We start from the raw sequence: 26,259 nt of genomic DNA on the forward strand, positions 1-26,259 counted from the left end.
AATCGCGCAAAGGCGTTATCGCTTGCGAGCTGTCACCTTCAGGAATTCGTTCTTCACCAGCGTGGAGATTGCAGGCGACTCCGACACGTTGTGCGAGCTCCACAGTTCGACCAGGTCGGCGCGCAGGGCAGCCTGCCCGGCTTCGTCCAGACGGTTGAAGGCCATCTGCGTCGGGCCGAAGTAGCGCCGGAAGAACTCGACGACCTCTGCCGGCGGAAGCGGAAGGTCGAAGTCGATCGGAACAATCTCCGTCGCAATCGCATCGAAGTACGGCGACAGCCGTTCGCGCACGGTGGCCTCATCACCCCAAAGCACCGGCGGCGCCAGGCCAGGCGGAGGCGGAGCATGCTTGCTGCCGGTGCGGAACATGAGTCCGGAAAAGCTTGCCGGGTTCCAGTTGGCCATCGCCAGCAGGCCTCCTGGTTTCAGCACACGCGCCGCTTCGCTGGCCACCAGGGCCGGCCGCGGAGCGAACATGGCCCCGAACATGGTGACGACCATGTCAAAGCTCGCGTCCGCGTAAGCAAGCGCCTCGGCATCTCCCTCGTCGAACTGGATTTCCAGTCCCTCGGTTGCCGCGCGCTCCCGTGCCTGTGCCAGCAGGTTGGTGGCGATGTCGACTCCGGTGACCACGGCGCCCCGCCTCGCTTCCGGCAGCGCGGTGTTGCCGGTGCCGCAGGCAACGTCCAGCACGCGCATGCCGGGCGTAATGCCCAGGCCCGCGACAAAGCTCTCGGCGCCGCCGGAAATCGTCTTCGCTACCACGCCGAAGTCTCCGGCCATCCAGGTGGTTTTCATTGACTGCTTGATGTTTTCTATGGGAACGGGGGAGTCCATCGTGCACCTCGCGCCACAAGGGTAACCCGCTTCTGCAGCTGCGACGCGATGAAAAACGATTTACTTGCCGCCGAAGATGCGCCTGAAGAAGTGGCCAATGGACTGGAAGGCATTGCGCTTCGGCTCCGCCTCGGGCTTTGCAGACGGCGGGGCCGAGGCGGGCTGCGCGGCTGCGGGTTCAGGCTTCGGCGCGGGCTTGGGTGCATTGCCATCCACCGTGAAGGCAGTCGTCACCTGCGTATGCACCTCTCCGGGAGGAGCCTGAGGAACCTCGGGGCCGGGAGCCAGTCCGGCGGCCTGCGCCTCCGGGAAAGGGTGCTCCGCGGCGGCCTGCGAAGGTGTCAGCGGCTTGCCGTCAGCCACCTGCACGGCCACCGGCGCGGGCTGTGGTGCAGGACACCCGCAGTTGGTCGTCTCCGTGTCGATCACCTTGGTCATCGATCCGCCGACAAATAGCAGATGCTGGCCCGGCTTGATGAAATAGCCCTCGGGTCCGAAGGGATTCGTCACATGCAGCGGTGGAGTCTCTGGCCGGCTGCGATTGTCCACGCAGGTATCGCCATTCGGCGTCACACGCAGCCGCAGGTCGAGCAGACCGGTTCCGGTGACCTGGAAGCGCAGGTCCGGGGTCATCAGCGTGTCGGCTGCGGTTGCCGGAAAGCTGGCCTCCAGTGCGCCACGATCCAGGGCGAGCAGCAACGGCGGATTCGCCGCGCTGGCCTGCGAAACGTGAACGGACGAGGTCGAGCAGACCTTCACCGACCCGCCGCGCGTCAGCGTCAGCTCCGCCGTGCGGTTGGTCGCCGCGGTAATCGAACCCTGGTTGGCAATGGTGGCCTTCTGGTTGGAAACCGTCACCAGGCCGGAGACTGAGGCATTCTCGGTGATCACGGTGCCGATCGGCTGCTGTGCCAACGCGGGCAAAGCTGCGGTCAGCAGAACCCACCCTAGCGTTACGAGGATGGGGCACCCGGGCTGGAAAGAATATGTCATTACATCTTCAGGAAGTTCGCAATCAGCATCTTGCCGTCGGCTGTCAGAACAGACTCCGGGTGGAACTGTACGCCCTCAATGGGCAGCGACGTGTGCCGCAGGCCCATCACGGTGCTTCCTGCCGGGTCCTGCGTGCGGGCGGTCACTTCCAGCTCCGGCGGCAGAGACTCTTCGGTCACAATCAGCGAGTGGTAGCGTGTGCAGGTCATCGGTGTGGCAATGCCTTTGAAGACCGTCTTGCCGTCGTGTTCCACCTCGCTGGTCTTGCCATGCATCAGCTTGGCCGCGCGGGTCACGGTCGCGCCAAAGGCGGCTCCAATCGACTGGTGGCCAAGGCAAACGCCCAGGATCGGCACGCCTGCATTCTTCGCCGGTCCGGCAAAGTGGCGGATCAGGTCAATCGAGACTCCGGCTTCAAACGGCGTGCAGGGGCCTGGCGAGATGACGATATGCGACGGCTTCAGCGCCTCAATCTCCTCTGGCGACAGCTCGTCGTTGCGGCGGATGACCAGCTCCGCGCCCAGCTCGCCCATGTACTGCACCAGGTTGTAGGTGAACGAGTCGTAGTTGTCCAGAACGAAGACCATAACTGAAAGTATCCCGTCTGTAGTGTATCTCTCTGCATTCCGCATCTTAGGAATTACAGTAGTGTTCTCAAACGAAGGAGTACGAAGTCCGTGGGTTTACAAGCCTCTGGCGCCATCCTGATGGCGCTGTCAGCCGCTCTGCCGGCGCAGAAGGGACCTGTCGATACGGTGACGCCAGGGCTGGCGGAGCGCCGCCTCGCCGGTGTCGACATCAAGGCTGGCCACTACAAGCAGCCGGTGGAGCTGCACAAAAACGCCGTCATGATGGAGAACGACGCCAATGGCTCCGGCGGCGGCGACGAGTCCGTCGAGTGGGATACGCCCACCTGCCACGTCCGCGTGCTGTCGAAGTATGCCGACCCCTCCGCTCCGCGCACCACCTACTCCACCACCATTACCCGGCCGGAAGATCAGCCCGCCGTCAGCCAGCCGGAGCAGGGAAGCTGCGCCACGGCCAAAGGCGTCGGTATGGGCGATCCCGCCGCAAAGGCCATTGCAGCCTACGGCTCACGCGTCACCATTACCCCCGGCAAAAAGCCGCAGACCACGCTGCTGCACTGGGAGTGGAAGGACGGCACCACGCTTGAAATCACCATCGACGCCAACAGCGCCATCATCGGCCTGGACCTGACCGCCGAGGTGGATTAGGAACACACAGGTACAAGCTGTAAGAGGCAGTGTGCAAGGCACGCTGCTTTTCTTGTTTGTCATTCCGCAAGGATCTGGTTCTTAGCCAGCCCCACCCTCGCAACGTCAGGGTGGGTTCGTGAGTCACAATCCTTACCCCTTGGCCTCTTCTTTCCACACCGGTCGCTTGATATCGAACTTGTCCCGTGTGCGCGTATATCCGCCGCCAAGTCCGCCCTGCATGCGGCCGATCTGGTGGATCGCGTCCGCGTCCAGGTGCAGCCGGTCCAGGTCGTAAAACGCCTGTGTGAGCACATGCGCATGCACCACCTGCCCCAGCACAATCTTGCTTGAGGCGCCCGGTTGAATCGTCTGCAGAAGGCGGCACTCCAGCGCTGCGGGCGACTCCACAATGCGCGGCGTCTTCACTGCCGTTCCCGCGGCCAGCGTCAGCCCGGCCAGCTCAATCTCATTCACGTGGTGCGGAGCTTCCACCGCCGTAATGTTCATCGCCTCGGCTGTCTCCTCCGTCACGATGTGGACGGTGAACTCTTCGGTTTCGAGGATGTTGGTGTAGGTATCCTTGTCCGCGCCCGTCGAGTGCGTGCTGAAGCCGACGCCTACCACCGGCGGGTCTGACGACAGCAGGTTGAAGAACGAGAACGGAGCGGCATTTAGATGCCCGGCGGCCGACTGCGAAACGATCCACGCAATAGGGCGAGGCACCACCACGGACGACAGCAGCTTGTAGGCATTTCCCGGCGTCATCGCGGCAATATCAAACGATGTGAACTCAAGGCTCATGGAACTGATTGTATGGATTTGTGCTGCAGGGAATCGAGGAGCGCCTGCAACTGTTCCGGAGCCAGGTTAGGCAGCGGCTTGTCGAAGTACGCTTCCGACGCGGCGGCAAAACCGATGATGTCCTTGTCCGGAGTGGGGCCGGTGTGCAGCGGGCCAAAATCGGCGTGGTTCAGGTAGATCTGCAACTGTTCGTCGCTGCTCAGCCGGTGGTCCAGGGCGGAGGCAAAGACCCTGCGCTGCAGGTCGCGAAAGGCATTCGGTTTGTAGGGGCCGGGATAGAAGAACAGTGCCTCCGCGACAGCCTCCGGCAGCGGCCTGGCATTGCGGATCTGGGCCAGCTCCGCCTCGGGCAACTGCAGCAGGCGCATCTTTGGTGCACTGCGCGACAGCTCGCGGTTGTAGGCTTCCGTCACCACGGCCGGGGTGGAATAGTACGCCCACACCCACAGTCCGGCCAGCAACACGCACGGAATCAGCAGGATCAACAGCGCCGTAGAGAGAATGGTCTTCATGGTGCGAGTGTAACCCCATGTGGCGACCGGAAAACCGCCACAGCAATGCAGAAGGGGCATCCCGCAGGACGCCCCTTCTGCATTGCCTCGCGTGCTGCCTTACTTCTTGGCAGCCTTTTTGACGATCTTGGTCGCGGCTTTTTTCGGAGCGGTCTTCTTCACGGCCTTCACCGCGGGCTTTGCAGCCTTTGCGGCCTTGGCAGGCTTCGTGGCCTTGACCGCCTTCACTGCCTTCACCGGCTTCACGGCAGCCTTCTTCGCTACGGCCTTCTTGGCAACCGGCTTTGCGGCAGGCTTTACAGTCTTGCTCACGGTCTTTGCGGCGGGCTTTGCAGCCTTCTTCTCAACCTTGGCAACCACAGGCTTGGCAGCAACAGACTTCACGGCCTTGACGGCCTTCTTTACGGACTTGGTAACAGCAGCTTTCTTCACTACGTTCTTCGCTTCTTTCTTTTGGGTAGATTCAGTTGCGCCAGTACGGGACTGGTGCTTCTGGAAAAGTGTTTCAATCTGCTCCAGCAGAATACGGGTGTGCATCGGCTTCACCAGCATCTGGTCGGCGCCCATCTCCTGCCAGTCATCGTCGGCAACGGGAAAGGCGGTGAGAAGGGCAATGGCGGGAGCATTCGGCAGGGACCGGGCAAAGCCGACAACATCGCGACCGGCCTCTTCGTGCTCCATGCGCATATCGGTAATGACCATGTCATACACCTTGGAGCGAAGCTTCTGGCGGCCGTCCAGGCCGGAGGTGGCGGTATCAACGTCGAAGCCGGAGATCTCCAGAACGGCCTTCAGGGTCAGAAGGACAGCAATTTCGTCGTCAACAAGCAGAATACGGCGTTTCATTCAGGCAGAACTCCTTGCAGTTCCCAGCACACGGTGGGGGCAGACATCATTGCAACATAAAACATTGTTCCGTTGGGAGATGGATGCGCACCGATGCCCGGATGGTTGGATAATAGAGACAGGGTTGATCCGGAGCCGCGCTCCGGGCCGCGGTTCCGATCCGGAAGACCGATTCCACTGTCTCCCCCACGAAACCAGCCAACGATTCCACGAAATTGCTATACTTTCGTCTGCATCCCGCGCCTTTCGACAGGGGAAGCGCGTCAAATTTCTAGAACCATAATTTTCCCGGAGGCTTCTTATTCCACCACCGTTCAACGACAAGCGATCGCAAAAGAGTTTCATCCGTACCAACGAACGTATTCGCGCGCGGGAAGTGCGCGTCATTGATGAGCATGGCGAACAGATTGGCGTCATGGCGCCGTTTGATGCGCTGAAGATCGCACGCGAGCGCGGACTCGACCTGGTGGAGATCTCTCCCAACGCCGTTCCTCCCGTCTGCCGTATCCAGGACTATGGAAAGTTCCTGTACGAAAAGGACAAGAGCGATCGCGCTGCGAAAAAGAAGCAGAAGGTCATCACCATCAAGGAAGTCAAGTTCTCCGTCACGGTAGACGAGCACGACTACCAGACAAAGAAGAACCAGGCTGTCCGCTTCCTGCAGGAAGGCGACAAGGTCAAGGCATCGCTCCGCTTTAAGGGCCGCCAGATGGCCCACCGCGACCTCGGCTACAAGATCATCAACCGCCTGATCCAGGACATGGGAGACAACGGCACGGTTGAGTTCATGCCGCGCATGGAAGGCACCACGCTGCACGCCATCCTGGCCCCCAGCAAGAAGGCTGAGCCAAAGAAGCCGGCAGCTCCCAAGCCGGACGTCCCGGCCGCCGAGCCAACCCCGGTGCCGCAGGCATAATCCTGTTCCAACGTTTGTCATAAGGGCTCCCTCGCGGAGCCCTTATTCGTTGGCGCCTTCCTTCACCCACCGCTCCAGGTCGCGAATCTCCTGTTCCGGCAGCTTGCCGCGGCGGTTGGGCATGGGCATTGGGTCGTCCTTCGGCCCTTCATGGCGCACCAGCTGGATCAGCAGGCTCTTTTCCGGGTCGCCCGGAACCAGCGCCGTACCGTGTTTTCCGCCCTTCAGCATGTAGGCGCGGCTGTCCACGCGCAGGCCGCTCTCGCGGTTAAGTCCGGCATGGCAGCGGTAGCAGCGGGCCTGCAGAATCGGCTGGACGCGATCCACATACAGGTTGCCGGTGGACCTGTAGGTCACATCCTCGGGAGTCATCGGCTTCTCGCAGCCGGCCAGAAGTGCGGCAAAGGACAGCAGGGCTCCGCCCCAAAGCAGTGCAGGTCGCATGGTCCTCTTCATGGTAGCGGATGGCCGTCACCCTCCATCCATGCACCAGGAACAGTGCAACCATGGCGCGCGGTGCGCTTTACTCAATGTTTACTCATCCCTACACAGAATCCCGTTGGTTACTTTTGCGACAAAGCCTACCGGCGTAGCCTTGGAATTGCTCTGGCCTTTGACGCGGCCTCCTGGTTTTACTTATGCGTCGCCTTGGATTCACGCTTCTGCTCGTCGCTCTTGCCACCGGCCCAACCCAGGCCATGCAAGCGAAGAAGCCTGTGAAAAAATCCGCCGCCGGACAGCCTGCGGTACGCAAGGCCACCCGTCCGCCTGCATCCACCAGCAGGAAACCGGCTCCAGCTCTCGCGGCAACCGCGAAGCGGAGCGGCCGTTCCGCTGTGGACGACGCAGGCAACCGCGCGGCTGAATCAGCCGCGTCCGAGCGTGTCCATGCCTGGATGCGCGACCACCACGAGGTCATCGCCGACGACGCGCCGGTCGCAAAGCCTGTTCGCAAGCCCGCGGCGGCTACCGGAACGTCGACAGCCGCCAAGGCATCCTCCACAAAAGATGACGCCCAGAAGGCGACCACCGAGGACTTCCTGAAGGCCGCCGAACAGCGCAGGTCCCTGGAAGAGAAGCAGCCGCAGGAGACCGGGGACACGCCCGCTCCGGCTGACGATGTCAGGCCGTCGCCAAAGTCCGAAGCCGCACCTCCACAGCCTGCACCAGGCAAGGCTGTCGTAGCAGAAGACAAGCCGGCACCGCAGCCGGCCGCTCCGGCAAAGTCGAAGCTGAACCTCGCCCGGCCTGAACCGCCCAAGCCTTCTACCCAGAGGACAGAGCCCGCAAAAATTGTTACCGCCGCGGCACCCCCAACGGCTGCTCCCACCGCCAAACCCGCGATTGAAGAGAAGGCTGCCTCGGAGCTGCCCGCGCCCCCGGTGCTTGCCGTCAAGCGCACTGAGCTGGTGGAAGAAGACGAGACGATTGGCAGCGGCAAGCTGCCCCAGCCCAGGCTCACCTTCCGCCGCGGACGCCTGGTTGTGCCCGCTCCGCTGCTTGGCTCCCACGCCATCCTCGTCCGGCAGAACGTCGTAGCCGACCGCTATGGTCTGGAGCGTGTGCAGGACGATAACGACCTGGAGCGCATGCGCAAATCCAAAGACCTGATCGCGTTGCCGGACACGAAGATGATGCAGGTCGACGACCGCCTGGCCGTGAATCGCCGCTATGCCCGCCCATGGGCCGTCAAGTTCCTCAATGACCTGGGCCGTGCGCACTATGACCACTTCCACGGCGCTCTTCAGGTCAACTCCGCCGTACGTACCGTCGAGTTTCAGCACCGCCTGATCCGCACCAACGGCAATGCTGCACCGGCGGAAGGCGACACCGCCTCGCCGCACCTGACCGGTCAGGCCGTTGACATCGCCAAGCATGGCCTCTCCATGACGGAGATTGCATGGCTGCGCGCCTATCTGCTGCCGCTGGTGCAGGAGGGCAAGATCGACGTGGAAGAAGAGTTCCAGCAGGCCTGCTTCCACATCAGCATCTACAAAAACTACATGCCGGAACCGAAGACCAAGGCAAAGCCGAAGTCCCGCGTCCCCAAGGCGCTCGCAACCGCGGTTCCGTAAGAGGCAAGCCAGCTAACCCGGCTTTTATTCCCGCTTTGTCATCCCGACCAACCCGGGTTGCGAGAGTGGGTTCTGTTTCACAACCGCAACGCTACCCAATCTCCTGCAGATCCGGCGCCACCCACGCCCGCCGCGCCTCGACTGACTTCACCACATCGAAGCTGTAATACCGTGTCAGAATCTCGCGTTGCGGCGCGTACTGCGACACGGCATGGTTGGCAAACTGCGCACGTTCCGGGTGCGGATGTCTCTTCAGCTCCGCGGCCAGCAGCAGAATCCAGAAGACGGTGATGGTCTCGTGGTATCCGCTGGTCTCGGTATTCTTTCCTCCCACCGCTTCGTTGTACGCGCGGATGCGCTGCCGCATCTGCGTAAGTGCCTCATCGGCGCCCAGCGCGTGAACGTACCACGCGCCGCCAAGGATATGCGCGCCGTGTGTCCACCGCTCCTTAGGCAGGGTTCCGGCCTCGAAGGCGGCAATAAAAGCTTCCATCTCCTCGTGCGTGGATGGCAGTGTGTGCATGGCTTTATCCTCTCACTGCCGCAAGCGTGCCACGCCCGCACACCCCTTCTTTTCGTCGTGTCATTCCGACCGCAGCCAAGCGGAGTGGAAAGAGCTGCATTTCTCGCGCTTGCCTTTCTTGTCTCTCGTCATCCTGCAGCATCTCCTTCTAAAACAACCACCACCCTGGGTAGGAAGTCACGCCCCGTACCGCCCGCCTCACCCTGTACTCTGGTTGCAATGGAACCAGTCACACACTTCATGACGGGCGCGGTGCTTAGCCGCGCGGGGTTCAACCGCAAAGCCGCATACTCCACGCTGGCCATGGCGCTGGCCGCCGAGATGCCGGACATCGATTACATCTACCGCCTTGGCGGACCATTGTCCTGGTTCCAGTACCATCGCGGCTGGACGCACAGCTTCTGGTCGCTTCCGCTGCAGGCGGCTGTGCTTGTAGGGTTGATCAGCCTGCTGCATCGCTGGCGCGTTTCACGCGGCAAGACAACGGTTGCGCCGGTACGCTGGGGATGGCTCTTCGCGCTCTCCTGGATCGCTCTGCTCTCCCACCTGCTGCTCGACTACACCAACAACTACGGCATCCGCCCCTTCGCCCCATGGAACCCGCGCTGGTATGACGCTTCCATCGTCTTCATCGCCGAGCCGCTGCTGTGGCTTCTCCTCGCCGGAGCCCTGGCACTGCCCTTCATCTTTGGCCTGGTGGCCAGTGAGGTCGGTGCGCACCGCACAAAGTTCCGTGGACGCGGTCTGGCCATTACCGCGCTCGTGCTGATCGTGCTGTTGTGGCTGGTGCGCGGCTTCGAGCACGGCAAGGCCATGCGCCTGGCCGAGGCTAATGAGATCTCCGGCGAACCCGTCCTTCGCGTTGCCGCCGACCCCTACCCCATCAACCCCTTCAAATGGCAGGTCATTGTCGAGACGCCGAAGTACTTCCGGCTGGGCGTGGTCGACAACCTGCGCGAAGAGATGGTCAGCGACCCCAGCAACGACGTCATCCACAAGCCACCTACAACGCTGGCCACGCTCGCGGCCAAACGCTCCTGGCTGGGTGAGGTCTATCTGGACTGGTCACGCTGGCCGGTGGTGACGGAACAGTCGCGCGATGCCGCCGCGGCCGCCCCCGGTGACGACGAAACGCAGGTGATCTTTGATGACCTGCGTTTCAAGTACAGCCCCGAGTTTCTTGGCGGCCGCATGAAGACCCCGCTGCGCGGCATGGTTACCGTAAATGCCGACCACAAAGTGGTGGAGATGGAGATCGACGGCAGCCCGCAGACGTCGAAGTAACGGGAAGGATAGTTGCAAGCATGAGTGACCTGATTCGCGCCGAGCGCACCCTCGGAGACTTTCGCCTGACCGTCTGTACCGACGGCACAGCCTTGTTCGATGGCGGAGCCATGTTCGGCGTGGTGCCCAAAACTCTGTGGTCCAGGAAGGTGCAGGCCGATGAGCAGAACCGCATCGCCATCGGCTTGAACTGCCTGCTGGTGCGCACCGGCCGCCACAACGTGCTGATTGAAACCGGCTTCGGCAACAAGCTCACATCCAAACAGCGCGAAATCTACGGCGCGCAGCAATTGCTGCCGAAGTCATTGGCCGCCGCCGGAATCTCTCCGGAAGAGATTGACATTGTCATCAACAGCCACCTGCACTGGGACCACTGCGGCTGGAACATGACCGGGCACCCCGACGGCAGTGTGACCCCCACCTTTCCCAACGCACGCTACTTCGCCCATCGCGGAGAGGTGCTGCACGGCCATCAGCAGCACCTGCGCGATGCCGTCAGCTATGTGTCCGACAACTACGACCCACTCATCAAGGCCGGGCAGATGACGCTGATCGATAAGGAACGCATGGCGGTGCCGGAGATATGCGGCGGTATCTGGGTGGAACTCTACCCCGGCCACACCGCGCAGACCATGGCCATCCACATCGAAAGCAAGGGCGAGCACGCCGTCTTTATCAGCGACCTGATCCCCACGCGTCACCACCTGGACGTCACCTGGGCCATGGGTTTCGATCTCGACCCCATTCGTACCATCGACGAGCGCAAACGCTACTTCGCGCAGGCTCTGCCCAACCACTGGCTCACCATCTTTCCGCACGACCACGAACTGCCGATGACCTACTTGAAGCAGGACGAACGAGGCCGCGTCGTCCCGGAGTAACAACAAGAACGGGGAGCGCCGAAGCGCTCCCCGTTCTTCAGCCTGAACCTCAGGCCAGGGGTTAGAAGGTGTAGGCCACCTTGATGCGGATCTGACGTGCAAGCTGGAAGATGCTCGGCTTGCCGTACTGGTTGGAGAAGTTACGCGCAAGCGAGTTTGCGTAACCGATGTAGTCCCAGTTGGTTTCGTACAGTTGATAGTTATAGCCGGTTGGGTTGGTGCTGTTGGGTACGGTCAGGTTCACCGCAGCCGTAGTCAGACCTTCCACATAGGCCATGACAGCATGCTGGTTCAGCAGGTTCTGGAAGTTCATTTCCACGCCGAACTTGCGGTTCTCGTGTTCTTTGCTTACATGCACGTAGTGCGAGAGGCTGGCATCCGTCTGGGTATAGGCCGGCGTTCTGTACCCGTGAATGATGCCGTCGCTGACCAGATTGCCGCTGCTGTCCAGATGAACTTTGACGAAGTTCCCCTGGTTCTCCACGAACTGCACCGCAGAGGTGGAACCAACGGTACCTACCGCTGTCGACACTGGTGTTCCCTGGAAGATCGCCTGCGAAAGTCCAAGTTGCGACTCGCCCAGGATCCACTTCTGCCGGAACGAACCGAAGGCCTGGAAGGTATTCGGACGGTCCGTGGGGAGCGGGCCGCTCAGCGGGTCTCCATGGGAAGTGAACTGCATGGTCGGGACATCGAAGGAGCGGTTGTTGCTGGGGGCGTGGCGTCCACCCGAGCTATCCGTGACAAAGGTGCTGGTTTCACCCGGGTAGTTTCCGTAAAGGCGGCTGTATGTGTAGAAGCCTTTGACGAACCACTTACTTCCCATCGTCTTCTGGACGCTGACCTCAAAGCCGTCGTAGTTACGCACAGCCTTCGGCTGGGCGGGGCAGGTTGGGCAGATGCCGGTGGCATTCAGGAAGGCCGCGGCATTGGCCGTGTTGTTGCTCACGGCTTTGTCATAGATATTCGGAAGCGCGCGATGGACAAAGTCCGTATACGGAGTTCCTGGATTGCCGATATAGAAGCCAAAGTTGTCGTTCAGGCCCATGTCTTCAATCGTCCAGTCCAGGCGCTTGCGGGCATACCGTGCGGAGATGGTCAGCGTCGGCGTCATCGCAAACTCTGATCCCACCACCCACTCGTGCTGCTGCATCGGCTTGATGTTCGGGTCAACGCCAGGGTCAGCCGGCGAGTTGTTGAAGGCGCGGTTATCCAGGTTCTCGATAAAGCGGCCTGGTCCGCCGCCGGTTGCGTTGACGTCAGTTACAGCATTGGATGTTACTCCCGCCGCGGCTCCGGAGGCGCCGCAGCCATGGCGCACACCATCAGAACCTGCCGGCGCCGTCGGCACAATAGCCGTGTAATTCGGGTTATCCAACGTGTAGACGCAGTTATGCCAGTAGTTACCGCCGAATGATCCCTGCGGCAGGCCAAACTTCATCAGGTCAAAGAACTTGCCATAGCTTCCATAGACCTTCAGCTTGCCGTTATGCAGCACGTCATACGCCACGCCGATGCGTGGAGCCACCTTCTGTGAAAAGTTAAAGCTGATGCTTGGCGCCGATGGGATGTACGGCGGCAGGTATTCTTTGTCGAAGCGAACACCTGCATTGATGGTCAGGCCGCTATGACCCACCTGCCATCCGTCCTGTATGTACAGCGCCTGGCTGTCACCGGAAGCCTTGCCTAGGACGTTGTTGCCGTCCACAACCGTAAAGTAGCCATACTTGCCGCGGCATGTGCCGTAGGTCGAGGTATAGGCCGTGCCTGTGGGGGTGGTGCCAACACCAGCGGGATACGCAGTCTGGTTGGCGCTGATGATCGGGTCGCATACATTCGCGCCCGTACCTACTGAGTAGTTTTGTCCATAGAAGACCTGCACGTAGGCATAATCAAATTTCTGTTGTGTGTCCGTTCCCTGGCGCATCCACGCATAGCCCACCTTGAAGGTATGGGTACCTGCCCATCCTGTCTGGATATGTTGAATGTCGGCGGTCAGCTGCTTGCGCTTGTATGCGTCATACACGGTCGGTTGGTTAGGGCCAATGTTATTGAAGCCGCTGGTATTGCGGTATGCGGTCGGAATTGTTTCACCGGTCGAGGTCTGCACCGTGGAGCTTGCGCCGGCCGTGCCGCTGTAAAGATAGCGAAGTCCCTGCGCTGTGCCGCGTGAGCCATTGTTCTGGAACGAATATCCATAACGGACGGTGGCAAGCGTAGTGGAGTTGATGGTGTAATCGGCACCAAAGCTGTAGACAGCGCTCGGAGCCACCCAACCGCCATCGGCACGGAAGGTCGTTGGGTCCGTGGTCGCGCTGGAGTTGGTCTGACCGATCTTGCTTTCCGGATTAGGCAACTGGCCTACGGAACGTGTAATTGCATTCGTCCAGTTGGCAAAAAGATGAAGCTTGCTAGTCGCGGAATAATCCACACGGGCAAAGGCAAAGTGCGTGTCCGTGTTCTGGTAGAAGGTGCGCGGACCAGGATTAGTCGCCGTAAAATTCGCATCGCGGCGAATGCGGATAAAGTCGGGAACATAGCTTGCGAAAAGGCTGAGCCGGTCCTTCAGCAGTGGCCCGCCAATCGTGAAGCCAGGATCAACAATACGATAGTGGTCCTGTCTGGCGATGTAGTACTCGTAGGGAGCATCAATACGGCCTACGGCACCCTGTCCTGGAACCGAGCGCAGGCCGCAGGACGTATTGTAAAGCGTGTAGTAGTTCGGCCCCTGGAAACCGCACTGGTCGTTTGCGTTCAACGCACTTGACCGGTAGTAGCCAAAGAGTGAGCCATGCCAATTATTGGTCCCGCGTGGTTGAATGATGTTAATGACGCCACCCAGCGCGCCTCCGTATTCGGCTTCAAAGCTCGAGCTTTTCACCTGCACATCCTGAACAAACTCCATCGGGATACTGACACCGACACCACCACTCTTTACAGAGCTGATGTTGACGCCGTCCGAGGAGTAAACATTCTCCGAGTCGGATGCACCGTCAATCTGGAATCCGCCGTTACGGTTTGAACTGGTGCTCTGCAGCGGCTCCTGGCGGGAACCCGGAGCAAACGGAATGACCGACGCAAACGACCTGCCCTTGGGAATCTCCTGCAGAATTTCGTTGGAAACTGTGGTCTCTACTTTCGATTGCGTAACATCGACGATGGCAAGCGTATCCGTGACGTCAATAATCGTTTCCGCACCCACGGCCATCTTCAGGTTCAAACTTGGAAGGTCACCTGCATTCAGTTGAAGATTGGTGGCTTTGGCTGTCATTCCCTGGCCGGATACCGTAAGCGTGTACACGCCAGGGGGAAGAGCGCTCAGGCGATAGTAGCCGCGATTATCGGTTGTTACCCTGCGTGCTTGAAGCAGCTTTTCGCTGGTAGCCTCTACCGTCGCTCCCGCAACAACTGCTCCTGTTGGATCGGTGATGACGCCTTGAATCGCGGCGGTCGTTTCCTGCGCAAAGCTTGCAGGCACGGCCAGTATCGCGAATACAAAGAGACTCAACCCCACCGCCAGTTGGCGGAGGGCATAGGTTAGATTTCGCATCAGACGGACCTCTCGAAACAATGAATTGGGCCGGACCTCTTTTGGATCCATGCCTCTTCGTTTATGTAGTGAACTCGCTGCTTTGTCGCAGACTCTGGGACGTAAGACAATTGCCGCGGTTTACGTTGTTTTATGCGGAAGACCCCAATAACCCATCACGACCGACAGGAGTAGACGTAGCTTCGTAAGTCGCAACTTAGGATGTACCGGGAAATTCCGTAATTCAGCTTGAGAGCCCCCCGGCGGCTTGTCAAGAATATTTAGTCGATTGATAGAAAAGGTTTTACAAACCGTGTGCTCGAAATACAGCTTTAATTTGCTCTGAGACGCAAAAAAAGGCGCTCCTCCAGGGGAGCGCCTTTTTTGCAACAATTACCTGTTGTAGCTACTCGCGCGGTGCGGCGGAGTGGTGTCCAACAAGCTGCCCGTCCATGTCTGCCAGTACATAGCTCAGCACGGCCAGCAGGGCAATGTTCTTGCGGAAGTCTTCCTTGTCCACCTTGTCCAGCGTGTCGGCTTCCGTGTGGTGCCAGTCGAAGTAGTGCTCGCCCACCGTGCGCGGCGACAGCGAAGGAACACCGGCGGCAACAATCGGACCGATGTCTGATCCGCCGCCATTCGGCGTCAGCGAGTCCGCGCCGATCGGCTTCAGCAGGGAAGCAATCTGCTTCATCGTCTCCCACGACTTCTTCTCTTCCGGCGTCAGCTTGGACTCATCCGGTTCACGCGGACCGCCCATCATGGCTGCCATGCCGGCGGCCGCGCTGGGGTTGGCGCCTGCCTGGCGGCGAGCCACGGAGGCGGACGGTGCTCCGCCGCCGGCAACGGTATAGCCAATGCCCAGCGGACGCTCCACGCCACCGTCGGACTCAATTGCGGCCACATGGTTCTTCACGCTGTCTCCCAGGCCTTTCAGGTAGGCGCGTCCGCCGGATCCGCCGTTCTCCTCGTTCACCCAGAAGACAACACGTAGCGTGCGCTTGGGCTTCAGACCAAGCTTGTGGATCAGGTTCACGGCCTCAAAGCAGCTGATGATGCCGCCACCATCGTCCTGGGCTCCCTGGCCTACATCCCAGCTATCAATGTGGCCGCCCAGAACCACTACCTGCTCCGGATGCTCGGTGCCGGGAATCTCGCCGATCACGTTGCCGGCCTTCTGATCGGCCTCCTGGTGAGCTTCCATCTTCAGGTGGACCTTGACCTCGCCTTCCTTGGCCAACCGCTCCAGCAGAAGAGCGTCTTCCACGGAGATGGCGGCGGCGGGAATCTTCGGCTGGCTCTCGTCATAGCGCAGCGTGCCGGTATGCGGCGTCTGCAGCGCTAGCCCCGTGGCCGAGCGTACCAGCACCGCCACGGCGCCCTTGGCTGCGGCGCGAGAGGCGCCGGTGGTGCGGTGCATCGAGCCTACGCCATAACCCTTCCAGCCGGGGTTGAAGACCACAATCTTGCCCTTCACCTGCTCTGCCGGAATCGTCTCCAGCGCAGCCAGATCCGGTACGAACAGGATCGGCGCGGTAATGCCTTCCGCGGGGGTGCCCACGCTCATGCCCAGGCCCAGCATGTGCAGCGGCTTGTTGAATGGAGCCGTGATCGACGCCTCTTCCTGGCCGCGCACCCAGTGCGGCACCATGGCTTCTTCAATATGCACATTCTGGAAGCCGGCCTTCTTCATCGTCTCCGCGCCCCAGTCCAGCGCCTTCAGCAGAGCATCGGAACCCGACAGGCGCTTGCCCACATGGTCGGTCAGGTAGGCGAGAGTGTCGTAGCCCTCGGTGTCCTTCATCGCCGCAGCGATGATCTTGTCGGCGTCAGCCTTGTATTTATCCGCAATCGGCCCACTCTGGGCGACGGCGGATGCAGCGAGAACAACAGGCACAAACAGACGGAGCGTCTTCACGGAAGCATTCCCTTGCTGAACAGATTTTTGTTGCTGTGCCAACAAGTGTACTGCGGTTGATTCAGAAGATGGATCGGAGAAATCCCACGGCGACTTTCCTTCGGCCTGCCATCCCAACCGAAACGCAAGGTAGCGGAGGGAGGCTGCATCTTCGCCTTTCTTGTCTTTTCTTATCCTGCAAGGATCTGTTTCTCTAGCCGCCTGGGACCCCATCCATCGCACCGCGATGGTGGGAAATCGTGCGCGCGCAGTTTTGCTAAGGGCACGGCTTCAGCCGTGCCGCCAAGGCTCTCTTATAAGAAATCAGACCGCCGTTCTTGCTGGGAAGCATCTGTTTCTCCGCAACGCAAAAGGCCCACGCATCGCGTGGGCCTTTTGCCGGAACAGAAAAAGTTCTAGTGGTTGCCGGCGACCGTCATCGTGCTGGCATAGCTCTCACGCAGATACTTGTGCGGGTTCACCGGTGTATTGCGGATGCGGACCTCGTAATGAACGTGCGATCCGGTCGAGCGGCCCGAGTGACCGGCAAAGCCGATAATCTGCCCGCGCGTCACCTGCTGCCCGGTCGTTACATTGAAGCCGGAAAGATGGCCATAGACCGTCTTCAGGTTGTGGCCGTGATCGATTACCACTTCAAGGCCATAGCCATTACCGAAGGCGGCCATTTCCACCATGCCGTCCGCGGTGGCGCGTACCGGGGTTCCCAGTACGGCAGAGATGTCTACGCCCTTGTGGAACTCGCCTTCGCCATTCCCCAGGATTGGGTCTTCACGCTGGCCGAAGCTGGAGGTAATCGGTCCCATGACCGGCCATAGGGAAGGAGCGTCCGCAATCGTCTCCCAGTCCGAAATACTGCTCATGCCGCCCAGGCGGTTGGTCTGGAACGACGGCGCAAGCACGCGGGCCGTCAGGCCGGAACTGGCGGAGTTGCGCAGCGTATAGAAGGTGTCCAGCGATTTGAAGTAGCTGTTGTCGACCAGCGGAGCTGAGGCGGGATCCTTGGGCTCCAGGAGCTTGGCCGTCGAGGATCCGGCAAGCTTGCTCGTTGTCAATCCGTACAGGGCAGAGACCTCGTTCGCCAACGCGCCGAGGGAGGCCACCTGTACATCCTTTTCGTGGTTCGCCTTCTGCAGGCGGGCGTAATCCTGGCGCAGCGATTCACGGTCCTGGCGAAGCTGGTTGAAGCGCGCCGTCTTGATCAGCATCCGCGAATAGGAGCCGGCCAGGCCGACGATGGTAAACAGACCCACCACCGCCGCGGCGACAAAGATATAGGCGTAATGCAGAGGAACAGGAACCTTGTTCAGATTTCCCTGCTCATCACGCGAGACGAAGACAATGTAAAAGCGCTTCTTCAATAGACTGCCGCAGCCTTTAAGCCCGGTCTTCGGCCGCGAATACGTGTCTGCGGCACAGAGGCCCGGCGTTTCCACACCCACGAATCGAAATTGCCAATCCGCATTTGTGTCTGCCGATGTCTCCAGGGCGATTGTTCCATTCTAGTGGCCTGACCAGCGGAAGGCAACCATTCAGGGTATGTTTCTACTATGCGCGGCGAGCTTGCCATGATCGAGGAAATCCGGCGTAAGTCTTTGCACAGCAACAGCTTTGTCCGGATGGGCATTGGTGATGATGCTGCTGTGCTGCGACCCCGGCGGGGGGAAGAATTGGTCGTTACGACAGACTTTTCCCTCGAAAGCGTCCACTTCGCGGAGTTTCATCCGTCGTTTTCGGTGGGATACCGCTGCCTGGCGCGGGGCATCAGCGATGTCGCCGCCATGGGTGGGCGTCCTTTGGCAGCGTTCTTGAGCATCGCTTTGTCGCCCAAATGGGCGCAAAACAGCGCTTATATGCGCGATTTTCTGCGCGGATTGCACGCATTGGCAGCGCAATTTGACGTTGTTCTCGCCGGTGGCGACACTGCCGGCGCTCCCGGCCCGCACACCGTGGCCGACGTCATCGTCATCGGAGCCGTCCCGCGGGGAAAGGCCCTCCTGCGCAGCGGAGCACGCCCGGGAGACCGTATTTATGTCACCGGAACCCTGGGAGGCGCCGCCGCCGAGCTGGAGGCATTGCGCTCCGCTCCAGAGAGCTTCCGCAAAGCGAAGCCCAATGGCACGCATCCCCATCTGTTTCCCCAGCCAAGGGTGGCGGTGGGGCGCCGGCTGGTCGGAATAGCGTCCAGCTGCATGGACATCAGCGACGGTATTTCCACGGACCTGCGCCATCTCTGCAAGGCGTCAGGTGTGGGGGCAAGTCTCGACGCTGAACGGCTTCCCCTCGCCGCCGGCGCCACCCTGGAACAGGCGCTGCATGGCGGCGAAGACTATGAACTGCTATTCACCACCAGCCGCAGAGTTCCGCGTAGCCTTGCAGGAGTACCGGTTACAGAGATCGGAAGAATAACGGAAGATAAGGCGGTTCGCCTGGTCCGCGATGGACGGCAGAAGCTCCTGCGCCGTGGCGGATGGGAGCATCTAAAGGAACGTGCCTAGCCTACACGCAGCATGACAGCAACTAAAGTAACCAAAAGTGGTATAGGTGAAGCTTACCTTAGGCTTTATTTTGGTATTACTTGACCGATTTGTCATGTGCTATAAAGTGGCAATCTCTTCAGGGCCATCATTATGGGAATCTGTGACATTCCTTCGCAGTCGCTGTTGAGCGACCGTGAGGTATTCCGTGCGCACGTGCAGGAAGCGATCGATGCAAGCCGCTCCGGCGGGACGCAAGTGGCCGTTTTTCTGATTGATATTCATCGTCTCTACGAGATTTGTTCCTCCCTCCCTGAGCGGGAAGCGGAGAATTTTCTGCAGGAACTGGCCCGTCGCGTGTGTCAGGCATGTCCGCCGGACCAGGTGACAGGCCGGATTCGTCTGGATGAGATGGTGGTGCTGCTGCGCCGGACCAGCCGGGAAGAGGTAAACCGTGTGGGCGAGGCGCTGCTGCGGGCCTTCAGCGTGCCGGTACCGGTCGGGCTCAGCGGAGAGATCCGTCTGACGGCGAGTATCGGAGTCAGTCTTCTTCCGTCCAGCAACCCCACGGTCACACATCTGATGCGGCGCGCCGATGCGGCGCTGAGCATGGCGCGGCGGTCCACCGGCGAGCGGCTCTTTCTCTATGACTCCGCGGCGGAAGAGGCTGAGCAACGTCAGGTGGAGTTGGAGCGGGAACTGCGGCAGGTGCTGGTGACAGGTGGCCTGTTCCTGGAGTTCCAGCCGATCGTGCACCTGGCCACCGGCACGATGACCGGCGCGGAGACATTATTACGTTGGCGGACCGAAAGTGGCGGCCTGATTATGCCGGGACTCTTTGTCCCTCTGGCCGAGCATGCCGGGATGATGGTGGCCATTGGGGGATGGGTGATCCGAGAAGCCTTCCGGCAGTGGACCACCCTGAAAGGGCACTCCCAGCTGAGGCTGGCGGTGAATGTGACGGCATCGCAACTGGCCGATCCGCAGCTTCTGGATGTGGTGGAGGCCGGGGTGGCCGAGACCGCCGTCAACCTGGATGAGGTGGAGTTTGAGATCACCGAAAACACGCTGTTGCGGGAAGACCCGCGCTCGATCCAGCAGATGTATGCCCTGCGCGAGATGGGCATCAAGATCGTTGTGGACGACTTCGGGACCGGATATTCGAGCATCGGTTACCTGCGGCGGTTCCCGGTAGACCGGTTGAAGATTGACCGCAGCTTTGTGATGAACATTCCCGAAAGCCAGAAGGACTGCGCTCTAACCAGGGCGGTGCTGGCCATGAGCGAGCATCTGGGGATTCCGGTGGTGGCCGAGGGAGTAGAGCGCGAGGAACAGCGGCGCTTCCTGGAACTGCACGGATGTTCTGAGGCGCAGGGATATCTGTTCTCTCCGCCGGTGAAGATGAATGTGCTGGAAAAATTGCCGCTGCTGAAACTGGATTGAGTACGTCTTACTGGAGAGTGCGCCGCAATTGTTAAGGATTCGCGCTCTGGAAGTGCTCTACAATGCCAGCAGTGGAATCTTTCCTCAACCTTGCATGGATCGTCATCGCGATTGCGATGATCGGCGGCGTGTGGCTCGGTGTGTACACCGGGAAAATCACCGCTTCCATGGGCCGTGCTCTTACGGCCGCGGTGATGGTGGCGTTTCTGCTGCTTCCAGTGATCTCCATCTCCGATGATATGCAGGTCTTGCGTAAGCTGACGGAGCCGGAGGACATGACGGTGCGCCGGCACAGCGACATAACCGAGTTTGCGTTTGTGCTGTTCTGCCTGGAGATGCTTGGCGTCGCTCTGACCCTGTTGCTTGTGCTGCGCCGTCTGCAGGTGTTGGCATGGCCGGACAAGCGCCGGTTCCTGGAAGAAGAATTTTCCCCATTAGTGGGTGTTCGACCGCCTCCTGCCGTGGCACTCTAGCTGCGCAGTCGAGAGACCGTATCTTCGGTTCTTTCAAGATTTACCTCAAGCAAACGAAATAGAAGAAGAAGGAGTGCATCCATGAAGATGCGCTGGGCATTTTGCCTCGTGCTACCGCTGTTGTCCGTAGCCTGGGCCGGGGCGCAACAGAGCACCTCACCGCCGTTGACCTTGCAGCAGGCGTTGGATTTTGCGCATAAGCAGAATCCGTCGCTGTTGTCGGCGATGCAGCATGTTGAGGCTGTGAAAGCCGGGGAGACGACCGCCGGTCTGCGCCAGAATCCGGTGCTGACCAGCAGCGGGCAGATGGTGACGCTGGGCCCGGATGATCCGAACGGCCCGGACTTTTACACCGTCGGCGTCCAGCGGCTGTTTGAGCGCGGAAACAAGCGGGCTATCCGGCTGGATGCGGCGCGCGCCACGACGGCGCTGACCGATCAGCAGCGTGTTGATCTGCAGCGTCAGACGGATTTTGCCATCAAGCAGGCGTTTACCCGCATGCTGTTTGCCAAGGACGCTTTGCGCGTCAGCCAGGACAACCTGGAAGGCTACCGGAAGACCGTGGCCCTGATGCAGGTGCGTCTGGATGCTGGCGATATGAGCCGTAATGATTTCTCCCGCGTGGAGCTGCAGCTTGCCGGCTTTGAAAACGATACCGACAATGCACGGCTGGCGCTGACGCAGGCATCTACCCAGCTGCAAAGCCTGATGGGCATTGAGCGGCCCGCGGCGGGCTTTGACGTGGTGGGAGCACTGGATACGGCAGTTCCTGCCATCACGCTGGAAGACCTGAAGCAGAAGGCGCTGGATACGCGGCCCGACGTCAAGGCGGCGGCGCAACAGGTGGCTGTAAACCAGGCTGGCGTACGTCTGGCTTATGCTAACGGAACCTCGGACCCGACGGTGGAAGGCGAGTACGAACACAGCGGCCACGCGAACACCGCCGGCTTCAACCTGCAGATTCCTATCCGCGTGTTTGACCGCAACCAGGGCGAGAAGGAACGCGCCAAGTATGAGCTGGAGTCAAGCCGCCTGGCGCTGACGGCGACGCGCAACCAGGCCGTGGCCGATGTGGACCAGGCCTTCCAGGCGTACCAGACGGCACAGGCGCAGGCCGCCCGCTATCGCACCAAGTACCTGGATGAGGCGAAGCGTGTGCGCGACAACCTGGAGTTCAGCTACCGCAATGGACAGGGCACGCTGCTGGACTACCTGAGCGCGCTGCAGGACTATCGCTCGGTGAACCTGCAGAGCCTGACGGCGAATGCGCAACTGCAGCTTGCGATCCACCAACTTAGTTTTGTGACCTATACGGAGATTCTGCCATGAAGAAAAGCGTGATGACGCTGGTGATGACGGGCGCTGCGCTTGGCATGCTCAGCGGATGCAAGAGCGACGAGAAGGAGCTTCCGGAAGCGAAGGCCAAGATCAATATCAAGACCGAAGTGGTGCATCAGCAGACGGTCAATGATGGTCTTGAGATTCCCGCGCATGTGGATGTGGACCCAAGCAAGATGGTGCATGTCTACGCTCCGTTGAGCGGGCGTCTTTTGAACCTCGCGGTGCAGCCTGGCCAGGAGGTTCGCAAGGGGCAGACCGTGGCGATGCTGCAGAGCGGCGATGTGGCCGGGGCCCGCAGCGACTTTGAGAAAGCGAAGATTGAGGCGCTGCGCGCCGATCGCGTTCTGGAACGCGGCAAGCTGCTGCTGGCGCACGAGGTAATGAGCCAGGCGGAGTTCGACGAGCTGAAGGCCGCCGATGATGCTGCGCACAGTGAGCAGGAGCGTGCGCGGCAGCGTGTGCACGAACTTGGATTCAGCGAAAACGGCACCTCGGACACAACCGCGGTGACCTCGCCCATTACGGGTTCGGTGCTTGATATTGGCACCGCAGCCGGCGAGATGCAGCGTTCGCTTGAGACATCGAATGGTATTGCCACTGTGGCAAATCTGGATGAGGTCTGGGTTGTGGGTGATGTCTTCGAACGCGACCTGGCGGCGGTGAAGTCACGCTCAACAGCGGATGTGACGCTGCAGGCGTATCCCGGCGAGACCTTTCATGGAACGGTTGCGAATGTTGGCGATGTTTTTGACCCGCAGACGCATGCGCTGAAGGTGCGCGTGGTGCTGAAGAATCCGGGCCATCGTTTGAAGCCGCAGATGTATGGCTCCATTCGCATTGGCACCGGGCAGCGGCCCATGATCCTGGTGCCGCTGGCTTCTGTGATTCACGATGGCTCCATTGCAAGCGTGTATGTGAAGAACGGCGATAAGTTTGACGCGCGCGTTGTGAAGCTTGGCGCCGCGCATGGCGACAAGGTTGAGGTAACCGGTGGCCTGAGCGACGGCGATGTCGTGGTGACACAAGGGGCGGCGTTCCTGCGGACGCCGGTGGGAGACTAACCATGGAAGCCTTTCTGAAAACATTGCTGCGTTATCGCGCGGTGGTGCTGATTCTGCTGGCGGCCGGGCTGGTTGCGGGAACCTTCGGGTTCCTGAAGCTGGACATTGAAGCGTACCCTGACCCTTCTCCGCCGCTGGTGGAGGTGATTACGCAGAACCCGTCATGGAGCGCGGAAGAGATTGAGCAGCAGGTCACCTCTCCGATTGAAACCGCGCTGAACGGCACACCCCACCTGGAGCAGATCCGGTCGATCAGCATCTTTGGCCTGAGCGATGTGAAGCTGTACTTCAGCTTCGACTCGGATTACTTCCGCGACAAGCAGGAGATTCTCAATCGCCTGCAGACCATCCAGCTGCCGAATGGGCTGCAGCCGCAGTTGTCGCCGTGGTCGCCCATTGGCGAAATCTATCGCTATGAGCTGACCGGGCCGGGCTATGACCTGAACGAGTTGAAGGCGACGCAGGACTGGCTGGTCAAGCGTGAGCTGAAGAAGGTGCCGGGCATCATCGACATCACCACCTTCGGCGGAACCACGCGGCAATACCAGGTAGAGCCGGATCCCAACAAGCTGTTGAGCTATGGCATCACGTTGAATCAGCTCATCACGGCGGTGCAGAATAGCAATGCGAATGTCGGCGGTAACTACCTTTCGCTGGGCGATCAGAACGTAAACGTGCGTTCCGTGGGCCTGCTGAAGGGCACGGAAGACATTGGCAACGTCGTCGTTGCGCAGAAGAACGGAACGCCGGTTCTGGTGCGGGATGTAGCCAACGTAAAGGAAGGCTACCAGCCACGGCTTGGAAAGATTGGCCGCAATGGCGACAACGATATCGTCGAAGGCATTGTGCTGCTGCAGAAGGAAGGGCAGAGCCTGCCGGCTCTGGAAGGCCTGAAGCAGAAGATGAGCGATCTGAACACCGGGGGCCTGTTGCCGCCCGGAATGCAGATCAAGACCATCTATGACCGCACCAAGCTGATCGGACTGACGACCGAGACGGTAAAGCACGTCATCATCACCGGCCTGATCCTGGTCACGCTGGTGCTGCTGCTCATGCTGGGTGACTTCCGCATCACGCTGATTGCCGCGGCGACGATTCCGTTTGCCGTGCTCTTCGCGTTCTCGCTGATGACGCTGACCGGGCGTGCGGCGAACCTGATCTCGATCGGCGCCATCGACTTCGGCATTCTCGTGGATGCGTCGATCGTGGTGCTGGAGAGCATCTACCGCCGCTTCTCACGCAGGCAGCCGGGACATGGCCGTGCGGAGATGATCATTCTTGGCGTGCAGGATGCTGCGCGTCCCGTGCTCTTCTCCACACTGATCATCCTTGTTGCATTCATTCCTCTGTTCACCATGCAGGGCGTTCCGGGCAAGATCTTCGCGCCCATGAGCGTGACCTATGGTTTCGCTCTGACCGGCGCTCTGCTGTTCGCGCTTGTCTTCGCTCCGGTGCTGAGCTTTGTGACGGCTCCGGTGAAAGACTCTGTTGAAGAGCACGACGAAGAAGACCTGGTCCACCAGGGCACATGGCTTAACCGCTTCCTGGAGAAGCACTATAGCCGTTGCCTTGACTGGGTGCTGGAACACAGCAAGCTGGTATGGGGAATCGCCGCACTCGCGCTGATCGGTGCCGTGGCCTGCTTCCTGCTGTTTGTCGGTGGCGAATTTATGCCGCCACTGGAAGAGGGCAATCTCTGGATTCGTGGAACGCTGCCGCAGGACATCAGCTTTGAGCAGGCAGCAAAGCTGTCGGACGAGGTACGTGCGGATCTTCGCAAGTTCCCTGAGGTTACGCAGGTGGTCTCGCAGATCGGCCGTCCGGATGACGGCACCGACGTGACAACCTTCAACAACATGGAGTTTGGCGTCAACCTGAAGCCATCAAGCGAATGGCCAAAGGACGTGCACGGGGAGAAGGACAAGCTCATCGACCAGATGCAGCATGAACTCAGCAAGTATCCCGGTGTCGTGTTCGGCTTCTCACAGGCCATTCAGGACAACGTGGAAGAGGCGATGAGCGGCGTAAAGGGCGAGAACTCGCTGAAGATCTTCGGCGATGACCTGACGACGCTGACCGACGTCGCGGAGAAGGTGCAGGGCGTCATGTCCAGCGTGCGCGGCGTGCAGGACGTTGGCATCTTCAAGGTCAACGGTGCTCCGAGCCTGGTTGTGGAAGTGGACCGTGCCAAGGCCGCGCGCTATGGACTGGCTGCGGGCGATGTGAACGCGGCCGTGCAGGCAGCTGTGGGTGGCGCTCCCATCTCGACGATGATTCAGGGCGATCGCCGCTTCGACATCACCGTGCGCTATCCGGCGGCGTATCGTTCCACGCCGGATGCCGTGCAGAACATCATGTTGTCGGCTCCGGATGGAAGCCATGTGCCGCTGTCGCAGGTGGCCAATATCGGCATCAAGCAGGGCAGCTTCACCATCTATCGGGAAGGTGGACGGCGGTATATCCCGATCAAGTTCAGCGTGCGTGAGCGCGATCTGGCATCCACTATTGAGGATCTGCAGCACCAGTTGACGGCGAAGATCACGCTGCCCCCAGGCTACGAGTACACATGGGCCGGCGAGTTCGATTCGCTGAAGAAGGAACAGAAGCGTCTTGTGCTGATTGTTCCTGTCAGCCTTCTGGTGGTGCTGGTGTTGCTCTACCTGCAGTTCCAGGAGTGGCTGGATGCGCTGATTGTGCTGGCGGTGCTGCCGTTCAGCTATATCGGCGGCATTCTGGCGCTGATGCTGACGCATACAGCCTTCAGTATCTCGGCAGCGGTGGGCTTTACCTCGCTGACGGGTGTAACGACCCTGGGCGCGGTGGTCTTTCTGGCAGGCCTGCGCCGCGCCCAGGAGAAGGATCCGGAACACGGCTTGAAGCATGGAAGCCTGGACGAACTGCGGCCGGTCGTGATGGCCTGCATGTCTGCCGGTCTTGGCCTGCTTCCCGCCGCGGTGATGAACGCTATTGGAGCCCAGGCACAGCAGCCGCTGGCGCGTGTGGTGGTGGGTGGCATGGTGACGACGCTGGCGTCCATCCTCTTCCTCATGCCGCTGATGGCGCGCAGACGGTCACACGTCGAGGCTATGCCGGAATAGAGATCAAACAATTTTTTCCTGGCGGGGTTGGGCGCGA

At 60.4% G+C, this 26,259-nt stretch carries 22 protein-coding genes; 11 read left to right on the top strand and 11 right to left on the bottom strand.

The genetic code is table 11. The features are described 5' to 3' along the window. Positions 1-15 precede the first annotated feature (15 nt). The 3 genes from OHL13_RS00170 to OHL13_RS00180 form a co-directional block, all read right to left on the bottom strand. Entirely contained in the window at positions 16-798 is a 783-nt protein-coding gene (locus OHL13_RS00170) for a class I SAM-dependent methyltransferase (RefSeq protein WP_263408088.1), read from the bottom strand. Positions 799-897: 99 nt separating this feature from the next. After that, on the bottom strand, positions 898-1,830 hold the full coding sequence (locus OHL13_RS00175; RefSeq protein WP_263408089.1) for a nuclease: 933 nt from the start codon (positions 1,828-1,830) through the stop codon (positions 898-900). Continuing rightward, positions 1,830-2,417, bottom strand: a complete 588-nt coding sequence (locus OHL13_RS00180) for an anthranilate synthase component II (RefSeq protein WP_263408090.1) — start codon at positions 2,415-2,417, stop codon at positions 1,830-1,832. Before OHL13_RS00180 ends, OHL13_RS00175 begins: the two co-directional genes overlap by 1 nt. 90 nt (positions 2,418-2,507) lie before the next feature. Here OHL13_RS00180 and OHL13_RS00185 point away from each other — a divergent pair, with 90 nt between their 5' ends. Next, positions 2,508-3,065 (top strand): hypothetical protein, encoded by a 558-nt coding sequence (locus OHL13_RS00185; protein ID WP_263408091.1) that lies wholly within the window; start codon positions 2,508-2,510, stop codon positions 3,063-3,065. A 132-nt stretch (positions 3,066-3,197) separates the two neighbouring features. Here the strand turns inward: OHL13_RS00185 and OHL13_RS00190 are convergent, their stop codons facing one another. The 3 genes from OHL13_RS00190 to OHL13_RS00200 all read right to left on the bottom strand — a co-directional run bounded on the left by OHL13_RS00190 (position 3,198) and on the right by OHL13_RS00200 (position 5,206). Beyond that, positions 3,198-3,848, bottom strand: coding sequence for a flavin reductase family protein (locus OHL13_RS00190; protein WP_263408092.1), 651 nt, complete (start codon positions 3,846-3,848; stop codon positions 3,198-3,200). Beyond that, positions 3,845-4,360 (bottom strand): transglycosylase domain-containing protein, encoded by a 516-nt coding sequence (locus OHL13_RS00195; RefSeq protein WP_263408093.1) that lies wholly within the window; start codon positions 4,358-4,360, stop codon positions 3,845-3,847. Before OHL13_RS00195 ends, OHL13_RS00190 begins: the two co-directional genes overlap by 4 nt. Positions 4,361-4,459: 99 nt before the next feature. Further along, complete coding sequence (locus OHL13_RS00200) at positions 4,460-5,206, bottom strand: response regulator (protein ID WP_263408094.1); 747 nt, start codon at positions 5,204-5,206, stop codon at positions 4,460-4,462. A 343-nt stretch (positions 5,207-5,549) separates the two neighbouring features. On the opposite strand from OHL13_RS00200, the gene infC reads away from it, so the two are divergent. Beyond that, positions 5,550-6,122, top strand: a complete 573-nt coding sequence (infC, locus tag OHL13_RS00205; protein WP_263409096.1) for a translation initiation factor IF-3 — start codon at positions 5,550-5,552, stop codon at positions 6,120-6,122. Between the two features lie 42 nt (positions 6,123-6,164). Here the strand turns inward: infC and OHL13_RS00210 are convergent, their stop codons facing one another. Then, the gene (locus OHL13_RS00210; RefSeq protein WP_263408095.1) at positions 6,165-6,566 is read right to left on the bottom strand and encodes a c-type cytochrome domain-containing protein; all 402 of its coding nucleotides are present in this window, start codon (positions 6,564-6,566) and stop codon (positions 6,165-6,167) included. A 194-nt stretch (positions 6,567-6,760) separates the two neighbouring features. Between OHL13_RS00210 and OHL13_RS00215 the strand changes: the two genes are divergently transcribed. Then, positions 6,761-8,197, top strand: a complete 1,437-nt coding sequence (locus OHL13_RS00215) for a DUF5715 family protein (protein WP_263408096.1) — start codon at positions 6,761-6,763, stop codon at positions 8,195-8,197. A 91-nt stretch (positions 8,198-8,288) separates the two neighbouring features. On the opposite strand, the gene OHL13_RS00220 is transcribed toward OHL13_RS00215, so the two are convergent. Further along, a complete protein-coding gene (locus tag OHL13_RS00220) occupies positions 8,289-8,720 on the bottom strand; it encodes a hypothetical protein (RefSeq protein WP_263408097.1) in 432 nt (143 codons plus the stop codon). Positions 8,721-8,939: 219 nt separating this feature from the next. On the opposite strand from OHL13_RS00220, the gene OHL13_RS00225 reads away from it, so the two are divergent. Together OHL13_RS00225 and OHL13_RS00230 are read left to right on the top strand one after the other, a co-directional pair. Further along, positions 8,940-10,004, top strand: a complete 1,065-nt coding sequence (locus OHL13_RS00225; RefSeq protein WP_263408098.1) for a metal-dependent hydrolase — start codon at positions 8,940-8,942, stop codon at positions 10,002-10,004. Between the two features lie 20 nt (positions 10,005-10,024). Next, a complete protein-coding gene (locus OHL13_RS00230) occupies positions 10,025-10,885 on the top strand; it encodes an MBL fold metallo-hydrolase (protein WP_263408099.1) in 861 nt (286 codons plus the stop codon). Positions 10,886-10,946: 61 nt separating this feature from the next. On the opposite strand, the gene OHL13_RS00235 is transcribed toward OHL13_RS00230, so the two are convergent. The 3 genes from OHL13_RS00235 to OHL13_RS00245 form a co-directional block, all read right to left on the bottom strand. Then, positions 10,947-14,435, bottom strand: coding sequence for a TonB-dependent receptor (locus tag OHL13_RS00235; RefSeq protein WP_263408100.1), 3,489 nt, complete (start codon positions 14,433-14,435; stop codon positions 10,947-10,949). A gap of 385 nt (positions 14,436-14,820) precedes the next feature. Further along, entirely contained in the window at positions 14,821-16,332 is a 1,512-nt protein-coding gene (locus tag OHL13_RS00240) for a M20/M25/M40 family metallo-hydrolase (protein ID WP_263408101.1), read from the bottom strand. A gap of 395 nt (positions 16,333-16,727) precedes the next feature. After that, a complete protein-coding gene (locus OHL13_RS00245) occupies positions 16,728-17,690 on the bottom strand; it encodes a M23 family metallopeptidase (protein WP_263408102.1) in 963 nt (320 codons plus the stop codon). Positions 17,691-17,897: 207 nt separating this feature from the next. On the opposite strand from OHL13_RS00245, the gene thiL reads away from it, so the two are divergent. From thiL to OHL13_RS00275, 6 genes are all read left to right on the top strand, one after another. Then, positions 17,898-18,827: a thiamine-phosphate kinase gene (thiL, locus tag OHL13_RS00250; RefSeq protein ID WP_263408103.1), complete on the top strand. Its 930-nt coding sequence runs from the start codon at positions 17,898-17,900 to the stop codon at positions 18,825-18,827. A 132-nt stretch (positions 18,828-18,959) separates the two neighbouring features. Continuing rightward, positions 18,960-20,249, top strand: coding sequence for a putative bifunctional diguanylate cyclase/phosphodiesterase (locus OHL13_RS00255; RefSeq protein ID WP_263408104.1), 1,290 nt, complete (start codon positions 18,960-18,962; stop codon positions 20,247-20,249). Positions 20,250-20,311: 62 nt separating this feature from the next. Continuing rightward, positions 20,312-20,722 (top strand): hypothetical protein, encoded by a 411-nt coding sequence (locus OHL13_RS00260; protein WP_263408105.1) that lies wholly within the window; start codon positions 20,312-20,314, stop codon positions 20,720-20,722. An 81-nt stretch (positions 20,723-20,803) separates the two neighbouring features. Beyond that, positions 20,804-22,051 (top strand): TolC family protein, encoded by a 1,248-nt coding sequence (locus tag OHL13_RS00265; protein ID WP_263408106.1) that lies wholly within the window; start codon positions 20,804-20,806, stop codon positions 22,049-22,051. Continuing rightward, positions 22,048-23,124: an efflux RND transporter periplasmic adaptor subunit gene (locus OHL13_RS00270; RefSeq protein ID WP_263408107.1), complete on the top strand. Its 1,077-nt coding sequence runs from the start codon at positions 22,048-22,050 to the stop codon at positions 23,122-23,124. The genes OHL13_RS00265 and OHL13_RS00270 overlap by 4 nt, the downstream gene beginning before the upstream one ends. 2 nt (positions 23,125-23,126) lie before the next feature. Next, the gene (locus OHL13_RS00275) at positions 23,127-26,222 is read left to right on the top strand and encodes an efflux RND transporter permease subunit (RefSeq protein ID WP_263408108.1); all 3,096 of its coding nucleotides are present in this window, start codon (positions 23,127-23,129) and stop codon (positions 26,220-26,222) included. The last annotated feature ends 37 nt before the right edge of the window (positions 26,223-26,259 follow it).

This window comes from Terriglobus tenax (genome assembly GCF_025685395.1).
Taxonomy (GTDB): domain Bacteria; phylum Acidobacteriota; class Terriglobia; order Terriglobales; family Acidobacteriaceae; genus Terriglobus; species Terriglobus tenax.

What these genes read in the sequence shown, in the direction of transcription:
- OHL13_RS00170 (WP_263408088.1), bottom strand. Translation starts at nt 798, where the DNA reads ATGAAAACCACCTGGATGGCCGGAGACTTCGGCGTGGTAGCGAAGACG.
- OHL13_RS00175 (WP_263408089.1), bottom strand. Translation starts at nt 1,830, where the DNA reads ATGACATATTCTTTCCAGCCCGGGTGCCCCATCCTCGTAACGCTAGGG.
- OHL13_RS00180 (WP_263408090.1), bottom strand. Translation starts at nt 2,417, where the DNA reads ATGGTCTTCGTTCTGGACAACTACGACTCGTTCACCTACAACCTGGTG.
- OHL13_RS00190 (WP_263408092.1), bottom strand. Translation starts at nt 3,848, where the DNA reads ATGAGCCTTGAGTTCACATCGTTTGATATTGCCGCGATGACGCCGGGA.
- OHL13_RS00195 (WP_263408093.1), bottom strand. Translation starts at nt 4,360, where the DNA reads ATGAAGACCATTCTCTCTACGGCGCTGTTGATCCTGCTGATTCCGTGC.
- OHL13_RS00200 (WP_263408094.1), bottom strand. Translation starts at nt 5,206, where the DNA reads ATGAAACGCCGTATTCTGCTTGTTGACGACGAAATTGCTGTCCTTCTG.
- OHL13_RS00210 (WP_263408095.1), bottom strand. Translation starts at nt 6,566, where the DNA reads ATGCGACCTGCACTGCTTTGGGGCGGAGCCCTGCTGTCCTTTGCCGCA.
- OHL13_RS00215 (WP_263408096.1), top strand. Translation starts at nt 6,761, where the DNA reads ATGCGTCGCCTTGGATTCACGCTTCTGCTCGTCGCTCTTGCCACCGGC.
- OHL13_RS00220 (WP_263408097.1), bottom strand. Translation starts at nt 8,720, where the DNA reads ATGCACACACTGCCATCCACGCACGAGGAGATGGAAGCTTTTATTGCC.
- OHL13_RS00225 (WP_263408098.1), top strand. Translation starts at nt 8,940, where the DNA reads ATGGAACCAGTCACACACTTCATGACGGGCGCGGTGCTTAGCCGCGCG.
- OHL13_RS00230 (WP_263408099.1), top strand. Translation starts at nt 10,025, where the DNA reads ATGAGTGACCTGATTCGCGCCGAGCGCACCCTCGGAGACTTTCGCCTG.
- OHL13_RS00235 (WP_263408100.1), bottom strand. Translation starts at nt 14,435, where the DNA reads ATGCGAAATCTAACCTATGCCCTCCGCCAACTGGCGGTGGGGTTGAGT.
- thiL (WP_263408103.1), top strand. Translation starts at nt 17,898, where the DNA reads ATGATCGAGGAAATCCGGCGTAAGTCTTTGCACAGCAACAGCTTTGTC.
- OHL13_RS00255 (WP_263408104.1), top strand. Translation starts at nt 18,960, where the DNA reads ATGGGAATCTGTGACATTCCTTCGCAGTCGCTGTTGAGCGACCGTGAG.
- OHL13_RS00260 (WP_263408105.1), top strand. Translation starts at nt 20,312, where the DNA reads ATGCCAGCAGTGGAATCTTTCCTCAACCTTGCATGGATCGTCATCGCG.
- OHL13_RS00265 (WP_263408106.1), top strand. Translation starts at nt 20,804, where the DNA reads ATGAAGATGCGCTGGGCATTTTGCCTCGTGCTACCGCTGTTGTCCGTA.
- OHL13_RS00270 (WP_263408107.1), top strand. Translation starts at nt 22,048, where the DNA reads ATGAAGAAAAGCGTGATGACGCTGGTGATGACGGGCGCTGCGCTTGGC.
- OHL13_RS00275 (WP_263408108.1), top strand. Translation starts at nt 23,127, where the DNA reads ATGGAAGCCTTTCTGAAAACATTGCTGCGTTATCGCGCGGTGGTGCTG.